Genomic DNA, 17,269 nt, shown 5'->3' on the forward strand with positions numbered 1-17,269 from the left:
GCGCATATCCTTGTCGTCGCAGTAAAGTTTGCGATACTGCTTTTAGCACCGGTTATCCGTACCGCAAACCGCAAGCCAATCACAGGTAGGCACAATGGCGGCGAAAAAAAAGGCCGCTCCCTAAGAAGCGGCCTTTGCCTCAAGCAGCCGACGGGGATTACTCTGCGGCGGCAGGATCGTTGAGATAGGCGATGACGTTCTCGAGATCCTCGTCCTTCTTCAGGCCGACAAAGGCCATCTTGGTGCCCTTCACCACACCCTTCGGATCGCGCAGATAGGCGTCCAGGGCTTCCACGGTCCAGGCAGGGACTTCAGTTGCATACTCGACCATCGCCTTGGAGTATTTGTAGTCCTCGACCGAGGCCATCTCACGGCCGATGATATCGACCAGATGCGGGCCGACCTTGTTCTTGGCCTCGTCGACATTGTGGCAGGCAGCACATTTTCGGAACACCTTGGCACCGGCTTTTGCATCGCCTGTGATCGCCACTTCGGCTGCCGTCTTCTCTTCGGCAGCAACCGCCATGGTTGCTCCGGAAACGCCGGTCGCCAGTAGAGCACCAAACATCAAGGATAAGGAAAACCGCATAATTCGTCTCCGTTCACGTTAGTCAGATACCGCTGTTATAGCGCAGTCCCGCATCGGGGCAATGCGTGCTCGGCCGGACAAAACCCGGGACACGCCGCAATGCCATGCTGAAACCACACCTGAAATGGCGCGAAGCTGCTATTTCGATGCCTCCGGGTTCATCACATCGTCCCAGTGGCGCCGACAATAGGACACATATTTCTCGTTGCCGCCGACCTCGATCTGCGCGCCGGCGCGGATCACCTGTCCGTTGTCGTCGGTGCGCACCACCATTGTCGCCTTGCGTCCGCAATGACAGATTGTCCGGACTTCGCGCAGCTCGTCAGCAAGTGCCAGCAGCGCCTGAGAGCCGGGAAACAGCTTGCCCTGGAAATCGGTGCGCAGCCCATAGGTCATGACGGGAATGCCGAGCCGGTCGGCAACCCGTGCCAGCTGCCAGACCTGGTCTTCGGTGAGAAACTGTGCTTCGTCGACAAAGGCGCAGGCAATCTCACCTTCGGCTTTCAGGCTCTCGATCACTTCATAGAGATTGTCATCCGGACGGAAGGTATGCGCTTCGCTGTCGAGCCCGATGCGCGAAGCGATGCGCCCATGCCCCCCGCGGTCATCGAAGGCAGCGATAAACAGCACCGTTCGCATGCCGCGTTCGCGATAGTTGTAGGACGCCTGCAGCAAGAGCGTGGACTTGCCCGCATTCATGGTTGAGTAGCTGAAATAGAGCTTGGCCACGCTGGGCTCCCGATTGTCGTCTGTTGCCGGTTTCCCGGACCGGCATTGTCCGTCTGCCAAAGCGCCGCCGATGTGATATCTTTTGCCGGTCGGGGTGGTCGAATTCCACCCCTGGCGCGCCGCTTTCAACAGCCGATTTCCGTTGCAATGCATATTTTGACCGCATTGCGGCTTGAGTTCGCAGCCCATAGGTGGTTGTTTCTGCACCTTGAACACGGGAGATACCGACAATGACAAGAAAAATGACCCTCACATTCGCAGCCCTTCTTCTGGCCACCACCGCAACCGTTCAGGCCGCTGACGACGCCTCCTGCAAGACCGTGCGCTTCGCCGATGTTGGCTGGACCGACATCCAGGCAACCACCGCCGTCGCCGGCGTCGTTCTCGACGCCCTCGGCTACGAGCAGGACGTACAGGTGCTCAGCGTGCCGGTGACCTACCAGTCGCTCAAGAACAAGGACATGGATGTCTTTCTCGGCAACTGGATGCCCTCGATGGCCGCCGACGTGCAGCCTTTCCTTGACGACGGCTCGGTTGAAACCGTCGCCCAGAACCTCGAAGGTGCGGGCTACGGCCTTGTCGTGCCGACCTATGCTGCCGAGGGCGGTGTCAAGAGCCTGAGCGACATCGGCAAGTTCAAGGACGAGTTCGACGGCAAGATCTACGGCATCGAACCCGGCAATGACGGCAACCGCATCGTGCTGGAAATGATCGAGGATCCGGCCAATGGCCTTGATGGCTTCGAACTTGTTGAAAGCTCGGAAGCCGGCATGCTGTCGCAGGCCGAGAAGGCGTTGCGCAACGAAGAGTGGATCGCCTTCCTCGGCTGGACCCCGCATCCGATCATGGGTGAGATGTCGATCACCTATCTCGACGGCATGGGAGATTCCGGCTTTGGCGCAGCAACCGTGCACACCAACGTGCGCGCAGGCTACACCGAGGAGTGCCCGAATGTCGGAACGCTGATCAAGAACCTGGAGTTCTCGCTGTCCATGGAAAACAAGATCATGGATGACATCCTCAAGGGTGAAGACGCCAATGATGCGGCACTGGCGTGGCTGAAGGCGAACCCGGATGCGGTCAAGCCATGGCTTAAAGGCGTGACCACCTTCGACGGCGGCGACGCGGCTGCCGCTGTCCAAGCCAAGCTCGGCATGTAATACTGGTTATCTGAAATACGATCCGGGGCGGCCATGGCGCGGCCCCGGATCCGAGGTGTGTCGGGGGACAGGGTATGGATGGATTGGCGGATTTTATCACCGCGTGGAAAATCCCGGTCGGGAAATGGGGCAAGAACTTTTTCAATTTCCTCACCGACAATTTCGAATTCGCCTTCGACGCCATTGCAGATTCACTGAAATTCCTGCTCGACGGCATGATCGACGGGTTGCTGTGGTTGCCGCCGCTTCTGCTGGTCTTTGCCATTGCCTTGATCGGCTGGCGCATCCAGAGATCCTGGAAACTGGCGCTCGGCATCGTTCTTGGCCTGACCTTCATCATCAATCAGGGCCTGTGGGAGGAAACCGTCGAAACGCTGGTGCTGGTGATCTCGGCCGCCTTCATGTCGATGCTCATCGGCGTGCCGATCGGCATCTGGCTGGCACACCGGCCGAAAGCCTACACCCTCGTGCAGCCGGTTCTCGACCTTATGCAGACGATGCCGACCTTCGTCTACCTGATCCCGGTGCTGATCCTGTTCGGCCTCGGCCTTGCGCCGGGCCTGCTGGTCACCATCATCTTCGCTTCGCCGGCTCCGATCCGGCTTACCTATCTCGGCATCACCTCCGTTCCCCGGCCAATGGTCGAGGCCGGGCAGGCCTTCGGCGCCTCGCCGCAGCAATTGCTCCGCAAGGTCGAATTGCCGGCGGCCCTTCCGACCATCATGGCTGGCCTCACCCAGTGCATCATGCTGTCGCTGTCGATGGTTGTGATCGCGGCCCTGATCGGCGCAAACGGCCTTGGCAAGCCTGTGGTCCGCGCGCTCAACACGGTCAACATTCCGCTCGGCCTTGAAGCCGGTATCGCCATCGTGATCCTGGCCATCATCCTCGACCGCATCTGCCGCGTGCGCATCGGAGCAAACCCATGAGCCAGGATCAGCATCGCGGCTCGGTCCGCATCGACAACGTCTCGATCATCTTCGGTGACAACACGGCAGAAAGCCTGGCGCTTGCCGATGCCGGCAAGTCCCGCACCGAGATCCAGGAAGCAACCGGTGACGTTCTCGGCGTGCACGACTGTACCGTCGACATCAATGAGGGCGAGATCCTTGTCCTCATGGGGCTGTCGGGCTCCGGCAAGTCAACGCTCTTGCGTGCCATCAACCGGCTCAACCCGATCAGCCGCGGAACCCTGACGGTTCATTGCGGCGAGGAAACCTTCGACGTCGGTGCTTGCGACGACAAGACACTGATGCAGCTGCGCATGGACACCGTCTCGATGGTGTTCCAGCAATTCGGCCTGTTGCCCTGGCGGTCGGTGGCCGACAATGTCGGCTTCGGGCTCGAAATCGCAGGCATTGCGAAAAAGGAACGCGATCGCCGGGTGGCGGAACAGCTCGAACTGGTCGGACTGTCCGACTGGTCCGAACGCATGGTCGCCGAACTCTCCGGCGGCATGCAGCAGCGCGTCGGCCTCGCCCGCGCCTTTGCCACCGGCGCGCCGATCCTCCTGATGGACGAACCCTTCTCCGCCCTCGATCCGCTGATCCGGACCCGGCTGCAAGACGAGTTGCTCGAACTCCAGACCCGCCTGGGCAAGACCATCGTCTTCGTCAGCCACGATCTTGACGAAGCCATGAAGCTCGGCAACCGCATCGCCATCATGGAAGGCGGACGCATCATCCAGTGCGGTACACCGCGCGAGATCGTCAACTCGCCGGAAAACAGCTACGTCGCCGATTTCGTGGCCAACATGAACCCGATCGCCATGCTCACGGCCCGCGACGTGATGACGCCGGGCAAGCCAGACGCGTTGCGCGGCCAATCGCCGCTGTCGGCATCGGTCAAGCCCGAAACGCCGCTGGAAGAGGTCATGGAAGCGCTTTCGCGCCGCGATGGGACAATCGGCGTTATTGACAAAGGCGCGGTGGCGGGGTCCATCACTGCCGACGATATTGTTCGGGGTCTGACGCGGCATCGCCGCTGAGACCGACGAACAAGGACAAGCAATCAGTGCATTAGGGAGATCGGAATATGGACGTTAAAGGCAAGGCCGCCATTGTAACGGGTGGAGGCTCCGGCCTCGGCGCCGCCACCGCGCGCGCACTGGCGAAGGCCGGGGCAAAGGTTGCGCTGCTGGACGTGAACCTTGAACAGGCCGAGAAGGTGGCTGCCGAAATCGGTGGCAAGGCGGTCGCCTGCGACGTCTCCGACGCCGCGGCAGCCGAAGCAGCCCTCACCGAAGCTGCAGAGGCCAACGGCGAAGCCCGGATTCTGATCAACTGCGCCGGCATTGCACCGGCCGTCCGCGTCGTCGGCCGCGAGGGCCCGCATGATCTTGACCTGTTCCGCAAGGTCATCGAGGTCAACCTGATCGGCAGCTTCAACATGCTGCGGCTGTTTGCCGACCGCGCCTCCAAGCTCGAGCCGCTGGCTGACGGCGAGCGCGGCGTGGTGATCTCGACCGCTTCCGTCGCAGCTTTCGACGGACAGATCGGCCAGGCCGCCTACTCGGCTTCCAAGGGCGGTGTCCACGCCATGGCGCTGCCGATCGCCCGTGAGATAGCCCGCTTCGGTATCCGGGTGATGACCATTGCTCCCGGCATCTTCGCAACGCCGATGCTGCTCGGCATGCCGCAGGAAGTCCAGGACAGCCTCGGCGCATCCGTCCCCTTCCCTTCGCGGCTGGGGCAGCCGGAGGAATATGCCAGCCTCGCCATGCACATCATCGACAACGCCATGCTCAATGGCGAGACCATCCGGCTTGATGGCGCCATCCGTATGGCGCCCAAGTAAGGATCAGGCGGCCGCGATGAAGGAGCCGGTCAAGACCATTCGCGAAACGGATGAGGAGGCACGCCGCCTGGCGCGCCGCCTCATCCGTGGAGCGCGGTTTGCAGCAATCGGTGTGCTTGAGCCCGACACCGGCTTTCCCTTTGCCAGCAGGGTGCTGACCGGCACCGATGTCGACGGCACCCCCTTGATCCTCGTCTCGGCGCTCTCGGTGCACACCGGTGCGCTGGCCGCCGATCCGCGGGCCTCGCTGTTGTTCGGCGAACCGGGAAAAGGCGATCCGCTTGCCCACCCCCGGATCACCGTGCGGACCAGGGCCGAACGGATCGACAGGGATGACACCTCCCATTCGCGGTTGCGCGCGCGCTTCATTGCACGGCATCCGAAGGCAGCGCTTTACGCCGATTTCCCCGATTTCACATTCTTCAGAATGCTGCCCGAATCAGCCAGCCTGAACGGTGGCTTCGGCAAGGCCTTCGTGCTCGATGCAGCCGACCTCCTGATCACCTCGCCGGCGATTGCAGATATTGAAGCGATCGAGACCGGGGCCATCGCCCAGATGAATGCCGATCATGCTGATGCGGTCGACACTTATGCCCGTTTGCATGGAAAGTCGAAGAGGGCCGGCTGGAAAGTCTGCGGTATTGATTGCGCGGGGATCGATCTGGCCAATCACGATGAACTGATGCGCATCGAATTTGCCTCGCCGTTAAAGGATGCGGGCAGCCTGCGTGCAAAACTAACCGAACTCAAGCGTACGCTATGAGAAAATAGGGGTGTACATTGACCCTTTTATAGTCGAAATATAGCCAACGACTTTTTTGTGTATTTGCATAAATTGCTTGATGCCCGCCCCGCGCGGTGACTACGGATGACACCAATGATCGATGCTAGCCGACTTGAAACCCACTCTGAAGAAGCTGCCGACCTGCTTTCGGCGATGGGCAATCAAAAACGGATGATGATCCTGTGCAACCTTGCAAACGGTGAAATGCAGGTTGGAACGCTTGCTGAAAAGGTGGAGCTTAGCCAATCTGCCCTGTCTCAACATCTTGCCAAATTGAGAACCCGCCAGTTGGTCAAGACCCGCCGCGAAGCGCAAGCGGTGTATTATTCGATCAACTCCGAGCCGGTTCTCCAGATGCTGCGGACGCTCTCCACCATCTATTGCAACTGAGACATTCACGCCGTCCCGATTTCAATTGCAACAGGGAGCCGCAGAGCTTGACGCGTTCACCTCCGCCTCCCCATATGAAGGGACGGAAGGATACTTGTCATGATTGTGTCGATGCAAATTGCCGGGATGCATTGCGGTGGCTGCGTGCGTTCCGTGGAAAAGGCCGGCAACGCCATTGAGGGCGTTTCCAACCTTTCTGTCGATCTGGAGAACGGAAAGCTGACAGCTGATGTCAGCAGGTCCGGGCTCACCGAAATGCTCAAGGGCGCGATCGAGGATTGCGGCTTTGACGTCACCCGTGTGACGTCCTGAAGCCAAACAGTGACTTTTAGCCCCGAACATGTGACTTTCGACATCACGGGCATGACCTGTGCAAGCTGTTCGGCGCGCGTGGAAAAGGTTCTCGGCCGCCAGCCCGGTGTGCAGCAAGCCGAGGTCAATCTCGCGCTTGAGCGCGCCGACATCAAAGGTGCCGACCTCGACCCGGAGAAGCTCGCCGAAGCGATCGGCCGGGCGGGGTTCGGTGCCGTCTTGCGCCGCAATGATTTTGCGGCCCATCGTGATGCCGATGAGGCACAGGCGGCCACCCGCCGTGCCGATGAACGCCAGACCCTTGTGCGTCTGGTGATTTCAGCGCTGCTCACCCTGCCGATCGTTATCGGCATGTTGCCGATGATGACCGGATTGGGGGAGGCATGGATATCGCCGCTCTGGCAGGCATTGCTTGCCACCGGTGTGATGGCGGTTTCGGGCAGCCGCTTCTTGCGCGAGGCCGCCGGCGCGCTTCGTGGCGGCTCGGCGAACATGGCCGTGCTGGTCAGCCTCGGCACCGGTGTCGCCTACCTTTGGTCGCTATGGATCATGGTCAATGGCTGGATGGGCAACCATTCAGGCAGTGAAACGGAGATGGCCTCGCATCTGCATTTTGAAGCGGCCGCCGTCGTGCTCACCCTGATCATGCTTGGCAAGTACCTGGAAGCCCGCGCCAAGTCCGGCGCAGCTGGGGCCTTGCGCGCGCTTGGAAGGCTGCAGCCCGACACTGCTGAACTGGTCACGCTGAGCGGATCCGTCCGCACCATCCCGGTCGAGCGCCTGGCAGCCGGGGATGTGATCATCATCCGGCCCGGCATGCGGGTTGCGGCCGATGGCATCATCCGCAACGGCAGCTCTGCGCTGGACGAGGCCATGGTCACCGGCGAGAGCATGCCGGTATCGCGTGGGCCCGGTGATCCGGTCATCACCGGAACAACCAACACCGATGGCGTTCTTGAGGTCGAAGTCAGCGCCGCCGGTGCCGACACACGACTGGCAAGGATGACCCGGCTGGTCGAGGAGGCCCAGACCGGCCATGCGCCGGTGCAAAAGCTCGTCGACCGGATTTCCGCAGTCTTCGTTCCGCTCATTCTTGTCATCGCCCTGGTCACATTCACCGGCTGGCTCTTCACCGGCGCGGGTGTCGAAACCGCAATGGTCGCAGCCGTAGCCGTGCTGGTGATCGCCTGCCCCTGTGCCCTCGGGCTGGCCACGCCGACCGCGCTCGTGGCCGGCACCGGCGCCGCCGCGAGATCGGGCATTCTGATCCGTGATATCGAGACCCTGGAACGCGCCACCGACATCAAGCTTGTCGCCTTCGACAAGACCGGCACGCTGACCATGGGCGCTCCCGAAGTCGTTGGCGTTCATCCGGTCGGCACAACGACTGCGGACGAATTGCTGGCCCTGGCCGGCTCGGTCGAAACCGGCAGCGAACACCCGCTCGGCCGGGCCATTCTCGACCATGCCGCACGGCAGGGCGTCAGTATCGAGCCGGCCACCCGGATCCGTGCAGTGCCGGGACGCGGGTTGCAGGGCATGAATGGCGCGGTCGAGATCATGGTGGGGACTGAGTGCTATCTCACCGACGCCGGGGTCGACACTTCCGCCGCGGAAACCACGGACGCCCGCGACGCAGCCGGGACACTGGCATGGGTGGCTAAAGGTGACCGGTTGCTCGGCGTCATCCGGCTGGCTGACAGGATCCGCCCCGAAACCCGTGCGGCGCTCGATGACCTCTCCGCCAGGGGCCTGGATAGCGTCATGCTGACCGGGGACAACGAGGCGGCAGCCATGGCGATCGCGGCCGAAGCCGGAGTGAGCAATGTCCGTACCGGCCTGCTTCCAGACCAGAAGCTGGAGATCATCCGCGAGCTGACGAAAAGCACCGGCGGGCATGTCGCTTTCGTCGGGGATGGTTTGAACGATGCCCCGGCGCTGGCCGCAGCAAATCTTGGGATTGCCATGGCCACCGGCGCAGACGCTGCCCGCGAGGCGGCCGCCATCACCCTGATGCGCCCCGACCTGCGGCTGGTGCCCGCGGCTCTCGATGTTGCGGCCAGAACGCGGCGTACCATCCGGCAGAACCTCGGCTGGGCCTTTGTCTACAATGTCATCGGCATCCCGCTTGCAGCGTTTGGAATTCTGCCCCCGGTCTTTGCCGGCGCGGCCATGGCCTTTTCATCGGTCAGCGTTGTCACCAATTCCGCACTGATGGCACGCTGGAAACCAAGTTTCTCCCGCGGATGAGTTGGGTCAGACATTCCTCTGCCAACCGATAGAAATAGCCCGCCTCGTAAGAAGCGGGCTTTTGCATGTGCGGATGGTGTTCAGAGCTTTCAGCGGCCGCCTCAGAACTCTTCCCAGCTGTCCGCAGCCGCGGCTGCATTGCCTTGGCTTCGCATGACCGGCGGCTGCTTCGGTCTGGCGGTGGGACGGGGAGCCTCGACCGCGACGGCCCTGGCCATTGTCTGTGCTGTCGAGCGCAGGGCGCGCGACTGAACCATCGCAGAGCCATCGATGGTGAACTGTGAAATCAGTTCCCGAAGCTTTGCCGCCTCGGCGGCAAGTTCCGACGATGCAGCATTGGACTGCTCCACCATGGCCGCGTTCTGCTGCGTGGTCTGGTCCATCGAGCTGACGGCTTGGTTGACTTCCGACAACCCGGTCGACTGTTCCTTGGCAGAAATCGCGATCGCATCCATGTGGGTGTTCATGTCGGTGATGAACCCGCCGATGGTGCGAAGTGCTTCGCTGGCCTTGCGCACCAGATCCACACCGCTGGAGACTTCCGTCGAGGAGTTCTCGATTAGCTCCTTGATTTCCTTGGCGGCATTGGCCGAGCGCTGGGCCAGCTCGCGCACTTCCTGGGCGACGACCGCAAAACCCTTGCCTGCTTCACCGGCACGCGCAGCCTCTACGCCGGCATTGAGCGCCAGCAGATTGGTCTGGAACGCGATCTCGTCGATCACACCGATGATGTTGGAAATCTGCTTCGAGCTCTCCTCAATCCGGCGCATCGCCTCTTCGGCCTGGCCGACAACCTCGGAGGACTGGTTGGCCGAGGTGTTGGCCTGGGAGGCAACATTGCGCGCTTCTTCGGTCCGCTGGGTCGAGTTGACCACATTGGACGTGATCTCCTCCACAGCCGCGGCTGTTTCCTCAAGCGCCGCGGCCTGCCGCTCGGTGCGCTTGGACAAGTCATCAGTGCCGTTGGCGATTTCGCGGGTGCCGGTCTCCATCATCGCGACGCTTTCCGTGATCGACGCCATGGTCGAGCCCAACTGCTTGACCGAGGTGTTGAAGTCATGACGCAGTGCTTCGAAGTCCGGCGCAAAGGCTTCTTCGAGCTGGAAGGAAAGATCCCCTGCGGCGAGCCGCTGCAGGCCGGTCGCAAGGCCCGATGTCGCGATCCTGAGCCGCTCTGCTGCATCCGCTTCGGCCTTTTCCTGGGCCGCGATACGGTCCGATTCAGCCTGTTTGCGGTTTTCTTCGGCTTCGGCCTGCAGCCGTTGATTGGCGATCCCGGCTTCACGGAAGATCTGCATGGCCGCTGCCATCTTGCCGATCTCGTCCTTGCCGCCCTTGTCGATGCTCACATCAAGATCGCCATTGGCAAGCCGTTGCGTGGCGTCGGCCAGGCGGCCAAGCGGACGGGAAACCAGCTGGAAGTTCAGCAGTCCCATGCCGGCCGCCACCAGTGCGACGATAATGGAAGCGACAAGGCTGATCGTCTCGACGGCGGAGAGGGCCTGCATCTGTTCATTTGATGCAGACGCGCTCTTTTGCTGGATGCTGCCGATCAGCGCGCCAACCTTGTTGCCGAATTCACCCAGCAACGCCTGCCCCTCGCCGGTGAGTTCCAGCACGCGAGCCGTTTCCACGGTCATCGGGTCGCGCATCAACTTGATCTGACGGTCGACCACACTGCTCCGCCATTCGCCCAACACCGCAGCGGCTTCGCCAAGGACCGCGCTTTCGCTGGCTGCATGGGCGGCGTAAAGCCCTTCCAGCTTCTCAATTCTCGCATCAACGGCAGCACTTGTTTGCTCATACGCTGCGACGAACTCCCGGTTGCCGGTCAGCAGGAAATTCTTGACCTGAAGATTGGCCTTGCTGACATCGGCATTGAGACCGGCGGTTTGTGCCAGCAAATCCGCCATCGTCTGGCTGTTTCGAGCAAGTTCGTTTGCGGTCGTTGCCCGCATGTAGATCAGGCTGGAAGCTCCGATGGCAATGAAGGCGAGAATGGCAAAGGCCGCAAAGCCCTTTTTGCTGACAGATAAATTCTTGAGCATATTGGACGTCCTGTTAGGTCTGCCGGGTCGCGGCCTCATGCATGAAGCCATTCACGACGCTGATTGCTGCTCTTGCGTCATGCACCAGCAGCTGTGCGCCGCTCGAGTTCAGTCAGATTGACTTCCATCGTCACGGCACCGATTGATTTGCCTTCGTCGGTAATGGTGAAGCTCACCTGCCCGCGCCAGATCTTGTTGTCCTCGTCCCATTCGGGCTCATCGATGAACAAGGCATCACCGGATACATCATAGGTTTTCTGAAACTTGGCCTCGTCACCCTGCCAGAAGTCGCCGGTGATCGAGCTTTGGCCGACATTCAGCCCATTCTGGTCCATGACAAAGATCTCGGCGTAAAGACCGAGTGATTTGCCCTGCAGACGAGTGAGATAAACAGAAAGCGGGTTGGACAGCGTTGCGGCAATCAGCGGTTTGTCGTCGCTTTCGCGCTCCTCTTGCCATTGAATGTCCAGCGCATCGATCTGGTCCTGCGGCAATTTCTGCAACCGCGCGTTCTGTGCACCGATCGAAATCCGCACGATGTCGGTCTCGATCCACTCGCGCATGTCTTCAATCACCGAAGGTGTGATCAGGCTGTCGACGTCCGGGGCAATCGTCTGTGCAGACGCCGGCGACATGATCACGCCCCCGAAAGCTGCGGCGGCGAGTATGCTTCTCATCAGGGCCATCTTCCTCTCCTTTTTGCCAAAAATTGGAGAAATGTTTTTAAGGCACCGTTAACAACAGAGGCATCACTGAATTAATCGCAGCTGCACAAGATGAGCCTGCAATTCATGAGGGAAATACACTTGAAAGTGCCAGCCCCGGCAAACAGGGCGCGAAATCGTTGACTGCCAGAAAATTCCGGCAAGACGGGACGCCACAAGGTTGCCACCGCAAAGATCTGGTGCGGGAAGCGGGACGGAAGCTTGTGCACGAATGTGGCCCGAGCACCACTCAGCGGCTCTGAAAGCTGACGGGCGTCATCCGGCGAGAACAACGCCCATCAAGCGACGGCAGGAAAACCTGCCATGCCGCCGGTCGCTGGGGAAAATGAACAAGTAATCTTGCTCCGGCCTTACCTTGTTACTCAGTTTTCTTGTGACGACGCTCCCGCCGTGCCATTGGAGGTCCGACAGCAACAAGGAAATCGCGATGAAGCACAAAGTTATCATAGACACTGATCCAGGGATCGATGACGCAATGGCCATCGCCTATGCCATTGCCCATCCGGATATAGAGCTGCTGGCGCTGACAACGATTTTTGGTAATGTCCGGACTCATGAAGCAACCCGCAACGCGCTCGCCCTTCTCGACCACTGGGGCTGTGATGCAGATGTCGCAGAAGGCGAAGCCGCGCCGCTGACGATCCCGGGCAATGAACCCAGTTACCTGGTCCACGGCCGCAACGGTTTTGGCGAAGTCGACATTCCAGCCTCGTCCCGCAGCAAGCATGCGCTCGATGCTGCCGACTACATCATCGAAGCCTCGAAACGTTACCCGGGCGAAATCACGCTCTGCGCCGTCGGACCATTGACCAACCTCGCCAGACTGCTCGAACGCGACCCGGAGGTGGCAACGCGCCTGAAGGCGGTGATCGTCATGGGCGGGGCGGTGCATAAGAAGGGCAATGTCACCCCGGTCGCCGAGGCCAATATCTGGAATGACCCCCACGCCGCCGACCTGGTTTTCGCAGCTTCGTGGCCGCTGGTTCTGGCCCCGCTCGATTGCACCATGCCGGTGGTCTTCACGCCCGATTTCATGCAGGCGCTGGCAAAGGAAAACCCCGCACTCGGCACACCTCTGGCAGCCATGGCGGAATTCTACGCCCGCTTCTACCGTTCTCACCTCGGGTTGGCCGGGTGTGTTCCGCATGACGTCATGGCTCTTTCCTGGCTTACTGTCCCCGGAGCGTTCCGCCTGCAGAAAGGCGCGCTTTGCGTGGTCACCGACGGTGCTTCCATCGGCCAGACCCTGTTCCAGCCCGGCGGCACGGCAAGCCGCGCCCGTTGCTTTGACGGAAGACCGAACCATATGGTCATGGTCGACACCGATCCGCAGATGTTTTTGGCAGACTACATGATGGTGATGACCCGCCACGCCGGGTAAGGACCAGCCTGCGGCGACCGGGACAATGGAGCTGCCGCATGGACAGCAATGAAACAGGTGGAACAGCAGTCGTCATCGGCGGCACCGGCGGGATCGGTGCCGCGATGGTGGCAGCCCTGGAGCAATCCGGGACCTTCACCGAGGTGATTGGTCTGTCGCGGCGATCGGACCCCGCGCTCGACCTTTTCGACGAGGAAAGCATCATCCGCGCCGCCAATGGTCTCAAGGCGCGGCAGGCCGAGTTGCGGCTGGTGTTCGATGCCACCGGTTTTCTGCACGGTGATGGTTTCGCGCCCGAGAAATCGCTTTCCGCCATCACCCCCGAACACATGGCCCGCGCCTTTGCCGTCAATGCCATCGGTCCGGCATTGCTGATGAAGCACTTCCTGCCGCTTCTGCCCAAAACAGGCAGATCGGTCTTTGCCACGCTGTCGGCCAAGGTTGGCTCGATCGGCGACAATACGCTTGGCGGCTGGTACAGCTATCGCGCTTCCAAGGCAGCCCTCAACCAGCTTGTCCACACCGCCGCCATAGAACTGGCCCGTCGAAAGCCCGCGGCCATTTGCGTCGCCCTGCACCCGGGAACCGTCGACACCGGCTTGTCATCGGATTTTGCCAAGAACGGCCTGACCGTCCGCCAGCCACAGGAAGCAGCCGCCCTGTTGATGGGCGTACTCGACAGCCTGACGCCAACACAGACAGGCGGCTTCTTCGATTACAATGGAAACCCACTGCCCTGGTGACAGCCCAGCGCGGCCTAGCACCGCCACGTTACTCAGTGCGTATCGGCCAGAAACGAGGCCATCCACGCCAGCGGCGCATTCCAGTTGATGGCAATTTCGTTGGTCGAGAAAGAACGCGGATCGTCGACATAGCAGGCCTGCGGCGCACAACCCTCGAGCCTGGAAATGGCATAGTCGTCAGCAAGGCCGCTGTTCGGTCCGCCCGCAAGCGCGCCCCTTGGCACCGCCGGGTAGTAGGGATCGATGGAGGCCGCAAACATGTTTGAGTGCTGCCGATAGGCATAGGTGGTGCCATAGCCGGTGACATAGGAAATCCCCAGTGCGTTGCGGCCGAAAATATAGTCCATGCTCTCGCGCACCGCCTGCAGATAGCGTCTGTCGCCGGTGATGTCGTAGGCCGTCGCCACGACGATCATGTTCTGGATCAGCAAATGGTTCGAGCCCCAGCCAAAATGCGAGTTGTGGTACAAGAAGCCGAATGCTTCTTTCTGCTGGTCCCGAAGATAGGCTTCAGCGGCGTCTCTGACCGAGGACTGAACCGCCTTCAGGTCGCGCTTCGGCAGTTTCGACGGAACCGAGGCCAGATGAAGCCGGCCAAGCGCTGCCACCGAACGCCAGTCGAACCCGGAGGAACGGAACACCGGGCCGGCCCAGTGCGGCGAAGCCTTGGCCCGCTCCAGCCAGGCCTGGTCGCCGGTGCTTAGAAACAGCTCCGCCGCCGCCCAGTAGAATTCGTCGCTGACATCGTCATCCTGATAATCGCCGCCGCCGAAACTGCCGTCGGTGTAGGGGGCATAGAGCGCCGGGTTGGCTTCGGCCGCGCGATAGGCCCGGACGGCCGCGGCGAGCAGCCGGTCGGCATAGGCCTTGTCAAACGGCGCAAACAGCCGCGCGCCTTGTGCTGCCGCAGCGGCCAGATTGAGCGTTGCAGCCGTCGAGGGACGATGCAGCACCCGCAGTTCGCGGTCACGGTGCGGCAGGCTGGGCGAGGCCGACCAGCGATTGCCGTGCATCTTGTGATGCGCCATTCCGGCAAAAGGCTCCCCCTCGGGAACCGTCATCGACATCAGGAAATCAAGCTCCCACCGCGCTTCGTCAAGAATATCCGGGATACCGTTGCCGGATTCGGGAATCCGAACCAGACCATCCTCAAGCGCCGGAGACGTGCCGCGGGTTTGATGCAGCGCCCGCTCATAGACGCCAAGCAGCTGTGCGGTGGCGATGCCGCCATTGACGACGTATTTGCCGAAATCGCCCGCATCGTACCAGCCGCCGGCAACATCGAGCTTGTAGCCGCAGCTCCATGCCTTGCCGTAGACCTTGCGGGCTGTGCGGGTGTCGACGCAGCCCACAGCGGTGTCGCCCTTATTGGGCGGTCTGCCGAGGTGCCCGGCCGGGCGCCCATAGCCTTTGCCGGCCAGATCTTCCCGGATCTCGACGCCGCTGCGCACCTTGTAGAAATAACCCAGCGCATCAGCCCGCAACTCTTCATAGGCATCGCCCGAAATCGAAAAGGGCGGACTGGTCTCGGCGTCGACAACCAGCCGGTAGCCATCACCAGGCTTGCGGTATCCACCGAAATCGATGCCGTGCACGGTAAGCTCCGACGACGCATCGAAACCGAGAAATTTGCTCATGCCCGACGCAACTGTCTCGCCCGAGGCCGTCAGCAGTTTCCACTCGGCGCGGGCACGGTCCTTGCGCACCAGCGTCGCGCGCTTCGGTCCATCGGGGAAATAGGTCACCTGATTGACCCGTATTGCCGAAGGCGCAGCAGCAACCGACTGTGTCACCGGGGCCTGGCCGGATTGAAGTGATGCCGCATGTACACAAAAGCGCCAGCTTTCCTCCGAACCGCCAAGCTGGAAGACCAGTTGCGCCTTTGCGTGGGACGCCTCGGCGGTGAAATCCGTGGTCAAAGATTGTTTGCCGGGACCGAGCCGCCTGACGATCTCGCCCTCCGGCGTCCAGGGCTCGACACCCTCTTGCGCCAGCGCACGCATCGGCCCGCCCGGCTCCGCCGACACGGTGACCGTCATCCGGTATCGCTCGCCCCTTGTCAGAGCCAGGCCGTCGAAGCCGATGATCGCGTCCCACGGATCCGCCGTGCCGCCGGCCACACGCGCGCACAGCGCACCGGCCTGGTAGTCCAACGCGATATTGGGGGTCGCCCACCATTCGCCAGCCATTGCCGCTTGAGCAATCGCCGGATCAGGCATCATCTCACTTGCCGCGGTACGGGACGGCAGGACATGGACTGCCAGCAGGGCAATGAGGCCGATCATGGCCTTATGGTGCGTCATGGCTGTTTCCGGATTGCTCGATCGGGAAGGACGGCGGCCCTGATGGCCGAAATGCATGTGTTGAAGCAATCAGGTTAGAATGCTGCCATAAACAAAGGCTTAACCTGCCGTCCCCGCCCTCTCTCCCAGCCGCCGCAGATCAGCCCTCAAGCCCGAGAAACGCTCGGCAAAGCGGATGATCTGCATCCGCCAAGCCGTCAATGACATCGAAATGATGTTTGCCCGCTTCTTCGTGCATTTGAACGGGCATGGGAAAGCCGCGCCAGACCTCGTAGAGCGCCCGGTTCTGCCGCACGAACTCCGGTCGCTCGTCAGCGCCCACCCAGGCCATGACCGGAATGGAGGCCAGCGGCACCAGCAGCAGCGGGCTCTCCGCTTGCGCTTCGGCTGCACCGATTGCCAGAACATCGTTCATCCCGGTTCGCTGAAGGGGTCTGAGATCGTGGACGCCGGAAATCGAGGTCACGCCCGCGATGCGGTCGAGCACGTCACCGGCGAGCAGTGCCGCGCCGCTGATCATCCGCGTTACCAGCTGGCCACCGGCCGAGTGACCGGTCAGGCGAACCGGACCGTCCACCTCGCCTGCCGCCAGGCTGATTGCCGCGGCGATCTCGCGCGCAATGCCGGAGATCCGGTTGCCGGGACACAGCGTGTAGCTCGGCATCGCCACCGCAAAACCATGAGCCAGCGGACCTGCCGCCAGATGCGACCAGTAGGACTTGTCAAAGGCTTTCCAGTAACCGCCATGCACGAAGACCGCCAATCCCTTTGGCCTCCCCTCGGGCAGAAACAGATCGAGATGGTTGCTCGGCGCCGGCCCATAGCTCAGATCGAGCCGCGCCCTGCCCGCCTGGCCGAGCTGCGCGCGGAAAGTCTCGGCCTGGGCGGTCCAGCGGGGTGGAAACTCTGCGGCCCCGTCGATGTGGGCACCGTTCGCATAGGCATCGTCGTAGTCGGTAATCGGGTAGTCGGTCACTGCATGCTCCTTGTTTGGAAGCAGTTTTAACCGGCTTTGCGGGAAGCGCAATGTTGACCGAAAAAGTCAATTTTTGATCATTT

Annotated in this window: 16 protein-coding genes; 10 read left to right on the top strand and 6 right to left on the bottom strand. The window is 61.5% G+C overall.

Annotation, left to right across the window (positions count from 1 at the left end):
• Nucleotides 1-157: 157 nt before the first annotated feature.
• Nucleotides 158-526 carry a c-type cytochrome gene (locus CRO46_RS05230; RefSeq protein WP_244577769.1) on the bottom strand — a complete coding sequence of 123 codons (369 nt, stop codon included), beginning with the start codon at nt 524-526 and terminating at the stop codon, nt 158-160.
• 201 nt (nt 527-727) lie between these two features.
• The gene (locus CRO46_RS05235) at nt 728-1,318 is read right to left on the bottom strand and encodes a thymidine kinase (RefSeq protein WP_097106525.1); all 591 of its coding nucleotides are present in this window, start codon (nt 1,316-1,318) and stop codon (nt 728-730) included.
• A 230-nt stretch (nt 1,319-1,548) separates the two neighbouring features.
• On the opposite strand from CRO46_RS05235, the gene CRO46_RS05240 reads away from it, so the two are divergent.
• From CRO46_RS05240 to CRO46_RS05275, 8 genes are all read left to right on the top strand, one after another.
• A complete protein-coding gene (locus tag CRO46_RS05240; RefSeq protein ID WP_097105663.1) occupies nt 1,549-2,478 on the top strand; it encodes a choline ABC transporter substrate-binding protein in 930 nt (309 codons plus the stop codon).
• Between the two features lie 74 nt (nt 2,479-2,552).
• Nucleotides 2,553-3,407 (top strand): choline ABC transporter permease subunit, encoded by an 855-nt coding sequence (choW, locus tag CRO46_RS05245; RefSeq protein WP_097105665.1) that lies wholly within the window; start codon nt 2,553-2,555, stop codon nt 3,405-3,407.
• Nucleotides 3,404-4,465 carry a choline ABC transporter ATP-binding protein gene (gene choV, locus CRO46_RS05250; RefSeq protein WP_097105667.1) on the top strand — a complete coding sequence of 354 codons (1,062 nt, stop codon included), beginning with the start codon at nt 3,404-3,406 and terminating at the stop codon, nt 4,463-4,465. The genes choW and choV overlap by 4 nt, the downstream gene beginning before the upstream one ends.
• Before the next feature lie 47 nt (nt 4,466-4,512).
• Nucleotides 4,513-5,274, top strand: coding sequence for an SDR family NAD(P)-dependent oxidoreductase (locus CRO46_RS05255; RefSeq protein ID WP_097105669.1), 762 nt, complete (start codon nt 4,513-4,515; stop codon nt 5,272-5,274).
• Between the two features lie 16 nt (nt 5,275-5,290).
• Nucleotides 5,291-6,037 (top strand): HugZ family pyridoxamine 5'-phosphate oxidase, encoded by a 747-nt coding sequence (locus tag CRO46_RS05260; protein ID WP_097105671.1) that lies wholly within the window; start codon nt 5,291-5,293, stop codon nt 6,035-6,037.
• A gap of 114 nt (nt 6,038-6,151) precedes the next feature.
• Nucleotides 6,152-6,448, top strand: a complete 297-nt coding sequence (locus tag CRO46_RS05265) for an ArsR/SmtB family transcription factor (protein WP_097105673.1) — start codon at nt 6,152-6,154, stop codon at nt 6,446-6,448.
• Between the two features lie 99 nt (nt 6,449-6,547).
• A complete protein-coding gene (locus tag CRO46_RS05270) occupies nt 6,548-6,760 on the top strand; it encodes a heavy-metal-associated domain-containing protein (RefSeq protein WP_097105676.1) in 213 nt (70 codons plus the stop codon).
• Nucleotides 6,761-6,769: 9 nt separating this feature from the next.
• Nucleotides 6,770-9,010 (top strand): heavy metal translocating P-type ATPase, encoded by a 2,241-nt coding sequence (locus CRO46_RS05275; RefSeq protein ID WP_244577770.1) that lies wholly within the window; start codon nt 6,770-6,772, stop codon nt 9,008-9,010.
• A gap of 101 nt (nt 9,011-9,111) precedes the next feature.
• Here CRO46_RS05275 and CRO46_RS05280 read toward each other — a convergent pair whose 3' ends face one another.
• Together CRO46_RS05280 and CRO46_RS05285 are read right to left on the bottom strand one after the other, a co-directional pair.
• Entirely contained in the window at nt 9,112-11,058 is a 1,947-nt protein-coding gene (locus CRO46_RS05280; RefSeq protein WP_097105679.1) for a methyl-accepting chemotaxis protein, read from the bottom strand.
• A 77-nt stretch (nt 11,059-11,135) separates the two neighbouring features.
• Nucleotides 11,136-11,744, bottom strand: coding sequence for a hypothetical protein (locus CRO46_RS05285; RefSeq protein WP_097105681.1), 609 nt, complete (start codon nt 11,742-11,744; stop codon nt 11,136-11,138).
• Nucleotides 11,745-12,210: 466 nt separating this feature from the next.
• Between CRO46_RS05285 and CRO46_RS05290 the strand changes: the two genes are divergently transcribed.
• Complete coding sequence (locus CRO46_RS05290; RefSeq protein ID WP_097105683.1) at nt 12,211-13,164, top strand: nucleoside hydrolase; 954 nt, start codon at nt 12,211-12,213, stop codon at nt 13,162-13,164.
• Nucleotides 13,165-13,202: 38 nt separating this feature from the next.
• Nucleotides 13,203-13,907, top strand: a complete 705-nt coding sequence (locus tag CRO46_RS05295) for an SDR family NAD(P)-dependent oxidoreductase (RefSeq protein ID WP_097105685.1) — start codon at nt 13,203-13,205, stop codon at nt 13,905-13,907.
• A 32-nt stretch (nt 13,908-13,939) separates the two neighbouring features.
• On the opposite strand, the gene CRO46_RS05300 is transcribed toward CRO46_RS05295, so the two are convergent.
• Complete coding sequence (locus CRO46_RS05300; RefSeq protein ID WP_097105687.1) at nt 13,940-16,210, bottom strand: glycoside hydrolase family 9 protein; 2,271 nt, start codon at nt 16,208-16,210, stop codon at nt 13,940-13,942.
• Nucleotides 16,211-16,349: 139 nt separating this feature from the next.
• Entirely contained in the window at nt 16,350-17,186 is an 837-nt protein-coding gene (locus CRO46_RS05305; protein ID WP_097105689.1) for an alpha/beta hydrolase, read from the bottom strand.
• Nucleotides 17,187-17,269: the final 83 nt, after the last annotated feature.

The organism is Parahoeflea halophila (assembly GCF_900220985.1).
In the GTDB taxonomy this organism is placed as follows: Bacteria; Pseudomonadota; Alphaproteobacteria; order Rhizobiales; family Rhizobiaceae; genus Hoeflea; species Hoeflea halophila.

Coding starts and splice junctions, on each gene's coding strand:
- CRO46_RS05295 (WP_097105685.1), top strand. CDS start 13,203: ATGGACAGCAATGAAACAGGTGGAACAGCAGTCGTCATCGGCGGCACC.
- CRO46_RS05270 (WP_097105676.1), top strand. CDS start 6,548: ATGATTGTGTCGATGCAAATTGCCGGGATGCATTGCGGTGGCTGCGTG.
- CRO46_RS05230 (WP_244577769.1), bottom strand. CDS start 526: ATGGCGGTTGCTGCCGAAGAGAAGACGGCAGCCGAAGTGGCGATCACA.
- CRO46_RS05280 (WP_097105679.1), bottom strand. CDS start 11,058: ATGCTCAAGAATTTATCTGTCAGCAAAAAGGGCTTTGCGGCCTTTGCC.
- choW (WP_097105665.1), top strand. CDS start 2,553: ATGGATGGATTGGCGGATTTTATCACCGCGTGGAAAATCCCGGTCGGG.
- choV (WP_097105667.1), top strand. CDS start 3,404: ATGAGCCAGGATCAGCATCGCGGCTCGGTCCGCATCGACAACGTCTCG.
- CRO46_RS05255 (WP_097105669.1), top strand. CDS start 4,513: ATGGACGTTAAAGGCAAGGCCGCCATTGTAACGGGTGGAGGCTCCGGC.
- CRO46_RS05300 (WP_097105687.1), bottom strand. CDS start 16,210: ATGACGCACCATAAGGCCATGATCGGCCTCATTGCCCTGCTGGCAGTC.
- CRO46_RS05260 (WP_097105671.1), top strand. CDS start 5,291: ATGAAGGAGCCGGTCAAGACCATTCGCGAAACGGATGAGGAGGCACGC.
- CRO46_RS05285 (WP_097105681.1), bottom strand. CDS start 11,744: ATGGCCCTGATGAGAAGCATACTCGCCGCCGCAGCTTTCGGGGGCGTG.
- CRO46_RS05265 (WP_097105673.1), top strand. CDS start 6,152: ATGATCGATGCTAGCCGACTTGAAACCCACTCTGAAGAAGCTGCCGAC.
- CRO46_RS05290 (WP_097105683.1), top strand. CDS start 12,211: ATGAAGCACAAAGTTATCATAGACACTGATCCAGGGATCGATGACGCA.
- CRO46_RS05240 (WP_097105663.1), top strand. CDS start 1,549: ATGACAAGAAAAATGACCCTCACATTCGCAGCCCTTCTTCTGGCCACC.